A 12,841-nucleotide genomic window follows, 5' to 3' on the forward strand; every position below is an offset into this window, starting at 1 on the left:
ATATATAGGGGAAAGAAACCTCCTATTCACCCCCCTTAAGTTTTAAATAAAAACCAAGGGAACTATTTCGATTTTATTGATTCAGCGGAATATACCTTAGACTGCGATGGTAATAAAGTAAACACGCATAATAGGATAGTAATAAGTAGCATTACCAATACTCCTACAATGACTGCAATTTGTATAGAAGTGAATTGAGTTGCAATGCCGAACAGAATCGTTATAAAAATTGTTAAAACAGCTATAACGAGCCCGTATATACTCCCGATTCGTCCCATCATATGAACCGGAACGTTATTTTGATAAAATGTGTAAAATCCTGTATTTGCATATGCCATAGAGAAAGATAGAATAAAGAATCCGATAGCAGCTATTAAAAACTCACTTGAAAAAGCATAAATCAAATATCCGATTGCAATGAATAATGATCCTATCCCAATTAGAAATGAAGGTGCTAATTTTTTTGATAAAATTGTATTTGTTATGGCTCCTAAAATAAAACCCGCTCCAGCGATACTAACTAGGAAGCCATACTCACTATCTGTTAACAATAAAACTTCTTTTGCAAACGATAGTTCAAGCGAATCAATAGCGGTAGCTAAGACCATCATCCCTTGAAATAAGAAGTAAACACAAACAATATACATAGATTTTTTACTAAAATTTAAAACTATGTTCCAATCTTTCTTTAATACAGTTAGCGACAATTTATCATTGGATGTATTAGAATCGTCTTTTTTATCAAGATTAGGTAAAAGTAATGTAATGAACCCTGATAGCAGAAATGCTATAGCATTCATATATATTGCAAACTCTGGTGTGCCAATTATTAATAATATCCCCGCTACCGCTGGACCAATTAAAAATGCACCAGATCCTATTAAACTACGTAGTGAGTTGAAACGTTGTCTTTGCTCTACTGGAATTAATTTCGTCATATATGTCATAGCAGTTGGCTCATAAATCGCACTAGCCATGTTAATAAAGAATACTAAAAGATAGATAATCCAAAGAGATGGAAGCAAAGGTAAAATGACGATAAATACTGCGCGGTATATATCAAGGTGAATCATTAACTTCCGTTTGTTTAAACGATCTATCATACTTCCCGACCAAGCGTTTGTAAATAAAGCAGCTAATGGTTTAATCACATATAAAGCAGCAACCGCTAAAGCTGAGCCGCCCATATTATAGACAAGTACATTAAGTGCTATTAAGTAAATCCATGCACCTAAATTTGCAATACCGACTCCGGACAGTAGTAATAAAGGATATTCCCAATCTTTAAGTGATTTTTTCAATTTAGGCACCCGCTTTCTAAATTGTTTTAAACCAATAAAAAAAATCCCACCCCCAAGACTTAAAGTCTTAGGGACGAGATTTATCATCGCGGTGCCACCCTAGTTTATTAATATGTCGCCATATTAAACTTATCAAGTACTGCATTTAAAAATGCTTATACTTTAGCTCTATAACGGGAGCTCCCGTCACACCACCCCCTTATTAAAGGTTCCGATGTGCTGCTCAGAGGCTTGATTCAATAAAGAATTTTTGCTCCTTTTCAGCTAAATAGAGCTCTCTGTGAAAAATTCATTTTATTTACTCTTCTCATCATCGCATGTAATTTTATCCATATTATCATATAGGTTGTATATTGTAAATAATTAAAAAGAATAATCAGTTTTTTTAAGAAAGTGAACATCCTTTATAATTTTGTAACTTGATTTTTTATTTATTAAAAGAATACGGTGCGTGAAATTGCTTGTAACTCTAACAAAAAGAGCCTATTATACTATAGACTCTTACAAAATTCGATATTAATTTGTACTCGCTTCTGCTAATGGTTCTAGAGGCGGTTCCAAATCTAGTTTTAAAGTATCACCTTCTTGTATATATTGTCCCTTTTCAATGCTTTGACTCGTTACATACCCTGTACCTGTTGTTTTTACATCTAATTTCAGCAACTTAGAGAAATACATAACATCACGCATTGACCAACCTTTTAGGTTAGGCATTTTCACATTACTTCCTAATAGAAATATGCGATCTCCTTCACTCATTACCTCGCCAGTTTGTGGATATTGTTTTATTATCTTTCCTTCTCCTAATAATACCGGCTGAAATTTCTCTTTTTCTGCAATGTTTTTTACAGTATCCATCGTTTGATTTACATAATTTTGTACTTTTATTTCAGATTGCTTTGTTGCATCTTCCATTTGTTTTTCTGTATATGGTTTCACTTTTAAATATTCTAGACTATTTTTCATAACTGGTTTAAAAATTTCAGCAAGAGGCTGAGCACCGTATTCATTCCCCTTTAATTTAGGTTGCTTAATGGCTAAATATACGACTAATTGCGGATCATCAATTGGAGCCATTCCCAAGAATGAAAAAATATAATTATCTTTCCCTTCCATATATCGTCCATTTTCAGGATTCGGAATTTGCGCTGTCCCTGTTTTACCACCAATCGGATAACCATCAATTTTATACATCGTTCCCGTTCCTTTTGATGAAGTAATAACCCGCTCCATTAAGTTCCTTACCTTATCTGCAGTTTCTTTTTTAATCGGATTCCCTATTTCTTTAGGTTGATTTTCCATAATAACTTGTTTATTTGTTGGATTTACAACCTTATCAACAATATAAGGTTGCATCATTTTTCCATCATTTGCTATAGCTGTGGCCGCTTGTACGATTTGAATAGGAGTTACAGTTGAGCCTTGGCCGAAAGAAGTAGTAACTTGTTGAATTTGAGTATTTAACAATAATGTATTTTTACTTTCTCCAGGCAAATCTATCCCTGTTTTTTGATTGAAACCAAATTTATTCATATATTGCTTGAATTTATTTGGTTTCAGTAACTGGTCTTCTAAAATAGAAAAAGCAACGTTAGATGACCGTTCAAACCCTTCATCAAATGTAATTGAGCCCCATCCATATCCGCCATTATGATCTTTAATTTCTGCTGAACCAACTGTGTATTTTCCTGATTGGAAATATTCTTTCCCGTTATATACACCTTCATTAATTGCAGCAGCTAATGTAAAAACTTTCATTGTAGACCCTGGTTCGAATGCGTTCGCAATTGGATCATTTAAAAAATATTCAATGTCTCCCTTATTAGGATTATAACTAGGCTTACTAGACATTGCTAAAACTTTACCTGTTTTTGGATCTGCAATGATTCCTACTAACATAGAAGGATCATAGTGTTGCTCCGCTTTGTTCATCGCATCTTCTAAAAAACTATTAATTTGTTTATCAAGCGTAAGATATACGTTATTTCCATTTTTAGCAGGTTCTATTTTTCCTATATCATTTGTAAGTGGGATACCTCTTCGTGAACCTACATATTCTACATTTCCGTTTTTAGAGCGTAAATATTTATCCAAACTTTCTTCAAGCCCAAACTTCCCCTCCGCATTACCTTTATCATCTGGTCTTGCAAAACCAAGTATATACGAGGCGAAGTCTTCATTTGGGTATACTCTAGCTTTTTCTGTTGTAAACGATACACCTGGTATTTTCAAATTATTAATTTCTTCCTTCGCTTCTCTAGATAAGTTACGTCCAATTTTACCAATTTCAACTTGCGTACGTCCTTCATGAAAATTTTTCATGATCTCCTCTTTATCAACTTCAAGTGCATCTGCTAAACGTTGTGCAGTATCTTCTTTATCTTTTAATTTATCTTTTCCTTTTAAGTTTACAACGATGCGATATGTCGTTGAGTCTTGGACTAATACTTTCCCGTTTTGATCATAAATTGTCCCGCGATTTGCCTCTAAAACTCCATTTTTATTTTGTTGTTCCTTCGCAAGATCTTTTACATTAACATTATGCACGACTCCTACTGCTTGAATATAAAATATACGTAAAAGCATAGTAAGAAACAAAACAATAAAAGCAATCATCATATATCGAGCGCCTTTATTCGTTTGAAGTTTATGCATACTAATCTCCTTTCCTTTACAATGCATTAATGCGAAGATGCGCTACTAAATATGTTCTTTAATATAGTAGATACTATATTTTTCGAAGTTTTTTTACTAATTCCTCTATAATAATAAGAAAACCAGTTCTGTTGCTATTTGTTTTTTTATTAATTTTGTAATTTTTAATATAAAATACGGTAAGTGAAATTTAAGAATCTTCAAAAAAAGAACCTACTTTTTGTAGGTTCTTAAGATTAAGCTATATGGTTATATTTCGCTAAAAATGGCACTCGTTTTGCTACTAGTGCATACATTTTGAAAATAAAACTTGCTAACGGTTCAAATATACGTGCGCTTTGCATCACTAATCCACTTGTAATAAATGTTAAGAACGCAGCACCAAGTATATCTAGAGGATAATGAACACCTACGTACATGCGTGATACACCGACTAATATTGCCCATATAAGCGCAATATATTTAAGTTTTTCTCCTCTTAGAATAAATACGAAAGCAATAGAAAATACAAGTACAGAATGATCACTTACAAATGATGAATCTGCTGCATGCGGTACTAATTGATTTACATGATGTGTAATAAAAGGACGCGGATGATAATATACCGCATGTATAAGAACATTTACTAATAATGCAATACTAACTGAAAGTGTCGTGTATAACACCGTATATTGTTTTCGGATTGCATTTTCTTTCTTTCCATTATTGAACCATAGGATAAGCATAAATAGAATAGCTACATATGCAGCACTATTTGTAATAGCAATCATTAGCGTATCTAATAGCTTGGATGATCCAGCAAAATTATTAATCCATTGAAATACTGTGTAATTCATATTACTCTCTCCTTATTTTTTCTCATTGTACTTTAAATAAAGATACAAGTGTTCTTGATTTACACAGTATACAACATCAAAATGAAAATGGGCTTAAACTTTTCTCATCTAATTCTCATTTTGCTACTATTCATTTGACATTCGTGTAACTATTTACAAGAGCTAAATATGTATAAAGGCTATAAAACATTTAAAATAGTATGGTAATCGCTCTATGCATGAACAGAATACTTAACATGTTCATTTCAATATACTGTCAACGAAATCATATTTTCATTCCATACGAAGGGCAATATTACCGAATTGTTCTCCTTGCTGCATTCGATTTAAAGCTTGAATTGCTTCTTCTAATGGATATACTTTATCAATGATTGGTTTAATATTATGTTCCTCTATAAAATGAATCATCTCATTAAATTCCTCACTGCTCCCCATTGATGTTCCCATAATATCGATTTGATTATAAAATAATGCTCGTAACGGTAATTCAATTTTATCTCCTGAACTTGCACCAAAATTAACAATTCTTCCGTTTGGTTTTAATACATCAAAATATTTCAAGAAAGTCGCCGGACCTATACTATCTATAATTAAATCTACTTTTTCTCCATGTAAGCACTCTTCCCAAATACCAGAACTATTAAATGAAAAGTCTGCGCCATAGTTTTCTGCAGTCTTTCTTTTACTCTCTATCCTTGAAGTAACACTTACCTTTGCTCCAATTGCTTTAGCAAATAACATAGCATAAGTAGCTACACCACCGCCAATTCCCGGAATTAGAACATGTTCTTCAGATTTCAATCTACCTTTTGTAAAAAGCGCTCTATATGCAGTTAATGCCGATAAAGATAAAACACCAGATTCTTCCCATGTAAGATATGGTGGCTTTTTTACTATATTTTCAGCTGGTACAATAACATATTCGGTAAACGTACCATTTGCTGGTCCACCTAATACTTCAGGTAACTCTGGTATTTCGTGAATATTATTCCACCCAATACTAGGATTTATAATAACCTCTGTATGTAGTGTGATATTTGAAACACCGTCTCCTAATTCAGTAACAATACCTGCACCATCTGAACCTAAAATTAAAGGTAATTCGATTTCTTTTCTATTATTCATTATAAATAAATCACGATGATTTAAACCTGCTGCTTTTAATTTCACTTTAACCTCTCCAATGTTAGGAGTTATCTCAGGTGATAATTTATATTCTAAACCGTCTAATCCTTTTTTATGTTGATGTACAATAGCGTTCATTAATAATCCCCCTTAGTAATTTTAATGTACTAAAAATATCGAAATAAATAAAATAATCTGATTGTAACAACTAAAAAATAATAAAAATCATTATGATGAAAAAACAAAATCCTCCCCACACTTTTTTGTAGGAAGGACTTTAATTGATACTACTTATACTTTGTTAATACTCTTTTTGGCCAATGTTAATATATTTCGAATAAACGGATCTTTCGCATTTGTATATGAAACACGATCAAAAGGATATGTAGCAGCAAGTTTCTCTTTTAATTCACTATATTCTTTTCGTGCCCATTCATTATTTATGAGAAAATCTCTAAATAAGAGGTTGTTCTTCCATTCCTCACTATTATAAATATACACATGTAAGTGATGACTACCCGCTCTCCATTTCCCTTTTCTAAAAAAACGCCAATTAAGTGTTTCTTTTGGAACATATTCATAGCCAATTTCCGCTAGGGGTTCCCTCCAATTTTCGGTAATTTGTAAATTTGTTACGCCAATCATCATATCAATAAGCGGTTTAGCCCCTAATCCTTCTACGGCCGTGCTTCCTATATGTTCAATAGCAATAATTTCTTCATTTAGTAACGGCACAATTTTATTTTTTTCATTTAAAAACTCTGTATGCCAATAATGTTCGTACGGTTTAATTAAGATTTTCCCATCCATTTTCTTTCCTCCTTATAACTATACATCATTATATTTATAAAATTTAATTGTATTAACATAGGGATTTTACAAAATATGTCGAATATTATAATAGACAACTTAATTATACTAAATATGAGGTGAATCATGAAAGATATTCCAGTTGAAATTCAATTAAATACTGTCACATTCCAACTAAAAAAACATCATAATTTTGATTGGCTTACGAAACTAGGAACAGTATTTGCAGTTTTTGACCAACAAGATTCCGGTAATATAAGTTTCGGTGTTGAAAAGAATGGGAAAAAGAAGTTTATTAAATACGCAGGGGCACAAACACTCGCATATAATGCTTCTACAAATGAAGCTATAAAAAGATTAAAAAACTCAGTTACTATATACAATGAATTAAAACACGTTTCTCTTATAAATTTAATTGATCACTACCCTTTACAACATGGATATGTTTTAATTTTTGATTGGTTTGACGGTGAATGTCTTCACCCGCACTGGAGTTTCCCACCCCCAGCAAAATACAATGATCCTAATTCACCATTTTATAAATATAAGAAATTATCCGTTAAAGACAGACTGATTTCATTAAATTCTATTTTTAATTTCCATACTTACGTTGAACACAAACACTATGTAGCTATTGATTTTTATGACGGTAGTATTTTATACAACTTTAAAACTAATGAAACAAAAATTTGTGATATTGATTTATACAGTAACACACCGTATGTAAATAAGATGGGGCGACTGTGGGGATCATCTCGTTTTATGTCACCTGAAGAGTTTCAACTTAACTCTATAATAGATGGAAAAACAAACGTATTTAATATGGGGGCTATAGCTTTTGCACTTTTAGGTGGCGGGCAAGATCGTTCCTTTATAAAATGGGAAGCTGGCGAAGGATTATATGAAGTAGCATACCGTGCTGTAAATGAAAATCGTAGTAAGCGCTATGCGTCAATGGAAGAGTTTAATAATGCATGGTTAAAAGTCTATAACACTGAAAAGTTATAAAAACTACATACATTATAAAAGTACATGTAAAACTTGTACTTTTATAATGTATAATACATATGGGATTGAAATTCAGGATAACGGGGCATGTATTATGAACTTTGTTTATATTAATCAAAATGTTTTAAATAATCTTCTTTATATTTTAAGCAGTATATTTATTTTTTATTTTATTTATGATAGTGGGTACTTCGGGAAGAAATATAAAAAACTACTTATCATTCTTTGTACGAGTATCCCACTAATTTTATGTATGCGGTATCCCATCTATATGGATGAAAATTATATTCACGATTTAAGACAAATCCCCTTTTTAATTGGTACACTTTATGGTGGATTTCCTGTCGGTATTGCATTACTCATGATTTTATTAATAATACGTTTTATATTTTATGGTTTTAGCCTGTTAACAATCATTGTTTATGGAACGATGTTAATAATTACAGCATTCGCATCATCAAAATTTAATACATACAATAGGAAAATAAAAGTAGCTTCATCTATGTTTTTAACTTTTTTCCTTGCAATATTTACAACAGTAATTGTTTTAACTCTATCAGATTTTGAAGTGAATAATTTGTACATTATTTATTTCATTCTATTACCAACTATTTTAATATTATTTATGGTCTATTTTAATGAGGTTTTAAAAGATGCAATATTCATGCGATCAAAATTAATAAAAGTTGAAAAAATGGAGATTGTCAGCCAACTCGCTGCAAGTATTTCACATGAAGTAAGGAATCCATTGACTGTTGTAAAAGGATTTACACAACTTTTAAAAACACCCAATATAACTCAACAATCCAAAGATGAGTATATTGAACTTATTCTTGAAGAGTTAAATCGTGCACAAGCAATTATTGATGATTACTTAACTTTTGCCAAACCGGCTTCAGAAAGACTAGATCATATTTCAGTGGGGCACGAGTTAAATCGAGTTATTAATATGATGTTGCCTTTTTGTAACATGAATACTATTAATATTACAAAAGAGTTCTCCGGTGGAACAATTATTGGTAATACACAGCACTTCCATCAATGTTTTTTAAACTTAATTAAAAACAGTATTGAAGCAATGCCGAATGGCGGTGATCTTATTATTTCTGCATCTGTTAGTAATAATAAAGTCATGATACGAATTCAAGATAGTGGAATTGGAATGTCTCAAGAGCAAATTAATCGATTTGGCGAACCGTATTTTAGTACAAAAACGAAAGGTACTGGTTTAGGTACGATGGTTGCTGTAAAAATTATCGAAACGATGCGAGGCACATTGAAAATCCGAAGTGTTATAAATAAAGGAACTACTTTAACTATCACATTACCTAAATACAGTAATGAAGAGATTTCGTATAATAAATGAAAAAGGAGCTTAATAGCTCCTTTTTCATTTATTTCGATACAAAAGGTATCTGCTATGTTTTTTAAAGTTTACATTTTGTAGAGATTAATTAGAAATTAGTAACCTTAGCTCCAACAGCTACATCCAACAATAATTAATAAAATAAATAACACAACTAATAATGCGAAACCTCCACCAAAACCACAAGAACCGCCGAAACTCATATTTTTTCCTCCTTTTGGTTTGAAAACTAATAGGTAGTTGATCATTTTAACTGGTTCGTATTATACAGTATGTGTATCTCCCTTTTTTGAGCATGTCTTCATAAAATTAGTAAAAGCACTCTATTGAGAGTGCTTTAAAATGGGTACCAGAAACTCTTGAATACATTTACTTTTAAGTACACTGCAATAATTAAAATGATAATACCAACAAAAAGAGTGATGTAATCTACTTTTTGAGCATTCTTTGCATAGTACCACGTACGTTTGTCTTTCTTTCCAAACCCTCTTAAATCCATTGCATTTGAAACCGTATCAATTCTTTCTAAAGAATGAATAATAAGTGGCCAAAAAATCAAAATACGATTTTTCATACGAATCCATAAACTTGCTTCTCCCTTTTCAAAAGGTACGCCTCTTGTCTCCTGTGCATGTTTAATGATTATATATTCAGATTGAATGTTTGGTATATAACGCAGTGCAATATTTATTGCATATGTAATTTTATAAGGAATGGTAAATTTATTTAAGCTGCTGACAAATTCACTTGGATGAGTTGTATAAATAAAAAGAAGTGTAAATGGTAATAACGTAAAATATTTTAATGAAAGTGTAGCAGCAAAAAATAATGTTTCGTATGTAATTGTTGCATAACCTATATGAAAAAAAGATGTGTATGTTCCTGTTAATTCTGATCCATATGCTGGAGTAATAACAAGAATCATAATAGAATTTAATAAACTAAATGTAAATATAACACTGAAAACAAAAATAATTTTACGAAACTGAATTTTAGCGATTAAGAGGCCGATACATCCAATAATAAATAAAATTAGCAACATACGAAAATCAAAAAATAAAAAAGTAAGAGTCATACAAAATATAAATAAAGATAACTTAATTGCACCATCCATACGATGAAAATATGTATTATGCATACTCCTCCCTCCTATTAACCTCTATATAAAGTTTCACAAACATTTCTGGAGATGGAATTCCGCTTAATTTAGCAAGCTTTATTAATGAAATCTCCCGTAGATTGGTTCTTTGTAACGTTTCTTGATCTCCTAATACAGCAGATACAGTATTGTTCGCAATGATTTTCCCTTCATGCAGAACTACCGCTCGATTTGCGTATTCTAAAGCAAGATTCATATCGTGTGTGATAAAAATAAAGGATATGCCCTTTTCAGCCAATGTTCTTATAAACGACATAAACTGTTTGTAATGGTAGTAATCTTGCCCAGCTGTCGGCTCATCTAATATAATAAGTTTTGGGTTTGTTGTAAGTACAGAAGCAATAGTTAGTCTCTTTTTTTGCCCGTAGCTTAATGCCTGAATTGGCCAATTACGAAATGGGTATAATCCACAAATTTTCAAAACAACTTCCACTCTACTACTAATTTCTTCTTTAGAAACCTTTTTTAATTTTAATGTGAATGAAACCTCCTCTAAAACAGTACGTTGTGTAATCATATGATTTGGGTTTTGCATAACATACGAAATAACTTCGCCACGTTTACGGATAGACCACGTATTTATGTTTTCTCCAGCGAATGTAATTCTCCCATTTTTTGTTTTATTTATTCCTATTAGACTATGAGCTAATGTCGATTTACCTGCTCCATTATGACCCAATAATGCTACTATTTCACCTTCTCTTATTGAAAGGTTTATATCTTCTAATGCTGTATGTTTATTATTATACGAAAATGATAAATTTTCTATTTGACATACTTCTCTATTTTTATGTGTGTCTTCAAATGAAACTTGTTTCTGCATCCAATTCTTCATTACGCTATTAACTTTTTCATTACAAAGATTTTCAATTGGGAACAACAGGTTATTGTTATTGACAAAATTTAATTTCTTTAGCGCCTCTATATAAATAGGTTCTCTTAGCCCGATATTTGGTAATATATTAGATGCTAATATTTTATCCGGTGAACCCATCGCAACAATTTCTCCTTCATCGATTAAAATAATTTTGTCTAAATCAAGGTTTAAAATTTCTTCTATTCGATGTTCAATAATTACAATTGTTTTATTATATTTCTCATGAATATCTTTAATGAGTTCTATAGTATTCAAACTACTTGCTGGATCTAAGTTAGCTAACGGTTCATCAAATAATAATATATCTGCATTTGTCGTTAGCAGACCTGCAAGAGAGACTGTCTGTTTTTGACCTCCTGATAATTCATGAGGACTTTGTGCATGAAAATTCTGCATGTTTACTTTTTTTAAAGAATCATTAACAATTTTTTTCATTTCATTTTGATTTACACATTCGTTTTCTAATGAAAATGCTACATCTTCTTCGACAGTAAGACCAATAAATTGTGAATCTTGATCTTGTAATATTGTTCCTACATGTTTACTCTGTTCAAAAATACTTCCCTCTCTCGGATCCTTTCCAGCTATTAAAATATTACCAGTACTAATCCCTTCGTAAGAAAATGGGATTAGCCCATTAATACAATGAGCTAATGTTGACTTACCTGAACCACTTCTTCCAGCTAGTAGTACCTTTTCCCCTGGATATATATGAAATGTAATTTCTTTTAAAGTAGGCTGTGCGGCATGCCCATATTGAAAGGTAAATTGTTCAAAAGATATAATTGGTTGCATGTATACATCCCTACTTTTCAATTTTTAAATGTGTATGTTTCTTATTTGCTTTAGCTAGACCAATCGTGATTGGTAATCCAAGAACTAAAAATACGATAATGTCTGAAATGGTTGCTCCTAGTACTTGTATAACGATTTTGTCAAACGGTTCTCCCATCACAATAATATCGAATGCACCAGCAAATATAATGGCAATGACAATTCCAACTAACCCCGCTATTGCAAAATAAGAAATATCACGGTTATTATACGCTCCATTTTTCACACTGAAACCAGTTCTTTTTTGTATAAGACCCATTGAAAATCCGATAATCCCCGAACTAAACACCCATCCCCACCAAATACCCCAACCAGCGATTGTATCTGTAACGGTATGACCAATAAGCCCTATTAATAGTCCTGCTACTGGGCCAAATAACGCACCAAAAACTGTTAAAATAGCCAATGCTGGTTTAATAAATGTATTGGGTGCGATAGAAAATCCCCAAAGCCCTAATACCCCGTATAAAGCTGCTCCAATTCCGATTGCTACTACTAGTTTTGTCGTTAATTTGTTCATTACAATTCTCCTCTCCTATTATCCTGCTTTTAATACTCTATATTTATTTTGAAAATGAATTATGCATCGACACTTCCTTTCTATACAACAAAAAATGACCCCTTAAATTAAGAGGCCATTTTCTTTCACGTACAAGAATCCTCTTATCTTTCAAAAGACATATAAATGTCCTCTGCGGAATTAGCACCTTCCTATGCATTTACATAGGGGTTGCTGAGGCTTCGTAGGGCCGTTCCCTCTACCTCTCTGGATAAGTATGTATTTGTAATCTGTATTATGGCACTAACAATTAAAAAATTCAACACTTTTCTTAATGTTTTTATTTTTCTATAAATAGTTCATTTAAATCA

The 12,841-nt window shown here is 31.8% G+C and carries 11 protein-coding genes, 1 riboswitch and 1 other annotated feature; of the genes, 2 read left to right on the plus strand and 9 right to left on the minus strand.

What is annotated here, in order from left to right; genetic code table 11:
* Nucleotides 1-62 precede the first annotated feature (62 nt).
* The 5 genes from MHB76_RS12845 to MHB76_RS12865 form a co-directional block, all read right to left on the minus strand.
* The gene (locus tag MHB76_RS12845; RefSeq protein ID WP_078173677.1) at nt 63-1,301 is read right to left on the minus strand and encodes an MFS transporter; all 1,239 of its coding nucleotides are present in this window, start codon (nt 1,299-1,301) and stop codon (nt 63-65) included.
* A 66-nt stretch (nt 1,302-1,367) separates the two neighbouring features.
* Nucleotides 1,368-1,624 (minus strand) — a binding site (T-box leader).
* A 193-nt stretch (nt 1,625-1,817) separates the two neighbouring features.
* A complete protein-coding gene (locus MHB76_RS12850) occupies nt 1,818-3,956 on the minus strand; it encodes a penicillin-binding protein (protein ID WP_078173631.1) in 2,139 nt (712 codons plus the stop codon).
* 236 nt (nt 3,957-4,192) lie between these two features.
* A complete protein-coding gene (locus MHB76_RS12855) occupies nt 4,193-4,792 on the minus strand; it encodes an undecaprenyl-diphosphatase (protein WP_002141978.1) in 600 nt (199 codons plus the stop codon).
* A gap of 273 nt (nt 4,793-5,065) precedes the next feature.
* The gene (locus MHB76_RS12860; RefSeq protein ID WP_078173630.1) at nt 5,066-6,055 is read right to left on the minus strand and encodes a zinc-binding dehydrogenase; all 990 of its coding nucleotides are present in this window, start codon (nt 6,053-6,055) and stop codon (nt 5,066-5,068) included.
* Nucleotides 6,056-6,208: 153 nt separating this feature from the next.
* Entirely contained in the window at nt 6,209-6,727 is a 519-nt protein-coding gene (locus MHB76_RS12865) for a GrpB family protein (RefSeq protein WP_078173629.1), read from the minus strand.
* Nucleotides 6,728-6,853: 126 nt separating this feature from the next.
* Between MHB76_RS12865 and MHB76_RS12870 the strand changes: the two genes are divergently transcribed.
* The gene (locus tag MHB76_RS12870) at nt 6,854-7,735 is read left to right on the plus strand and encodes a protein kinase (RefSeq protein ID WP_002200324.1); all 882 of its coding nucleotides are present in this window, start codon (nt 6,854-6,856) and stop codon (nt 7,733-7,735) included.
* A gap of 46 nt (nt 7,736-7,781) precedes the next feature.
* Nucleotides 7,782-9,101: a HAMP domain-containing sensor histidine kinase gene (locus MHB76_RS12875; protein WP_340986740.1), complete on the plus strand. Its 1,320-nt coding sequence runs from the start codon at nt 7,782-7,784 to the stop codon at nt 9,099-9,101.
* Nucleotides 9,102-9,205: 104 nt separating this feature from the next.
* Here the strand turns inward: MHB76_RS12875 and MHB76_RS12880 are convergent, their stop codons facing one another.
* The 4 genes from MHB76_RS12880 to MHB76_RS12895 form a co-directional block, all read right to left on the minus strand.
* Nucleotides 9,206-9,304, minus strand: coding sequence for a YjcZ family sporulation protein (locus tag MHB76_RS12880; protein ID WP_000007808.1), 99 nt, complete (start codon nt 9,302-9,304; stop codon nt 9,206-9,208).
* 134 nt (nt 9,305-9,438) lie between these two features.
* On the minus strand, nt 9,439-10,239 hold the full coding sequence (locus tag MHB76_RS12885) for an energy-coupling factor transporter transmembrane component T family protein (protein WP_340986742.1): 801 nt from the start codon (nt 10,237-10,239) through the stop codon (nt 9,439-9,441).
* Nucleotides 10,232-11,932 (minus strand): DUF3744 domain-containing protein, encoded by a 1,701-nt coding sequence (locus MHB76_RS12890; RefSeq protein WP_340986744.1) that lies wholly within the window; start codon nt 11,930-11,932, stop codon nt 10,232-10,234. The genes MHB76_RS12885 and MHB76_RS12890 overlap by 8 nt, the downstream gene beginning before the upstream one ends.
* 10 nt (nt 11,933-11,942) lie before the next feature.
* Complete coding sequence (locus MHB76_RS12895; protein WP_002110194.1) at nt 11,943-12,491, minus strand: ECF-type riboflavin transporter substrate-binding protein; 549 nt, start codon at nt 12,489-12,491, stop codon at nt 11,943-11,945.
* A 140-nt stretch (nt 12,492-12,631) separates the two neighbouring features.
* A riboswitch (SAM riboswitch) is annotated at nt 12,632-12,748 on the minus strand.
* Between the last annotated feature and the right edge of the window lie 93 nt (nt 12,749-12,841).

The sequence above is a fragment of the Bacillus sp. FSL M7-1345 genome (assembly GCF_038006985.1).
Taxonomy (GTDB): Bacteria; Bacillota; Bacilli; order Bacillales; family Bacillaceae_G; genus Bacillus_A; species Bacillus_A cereus_U.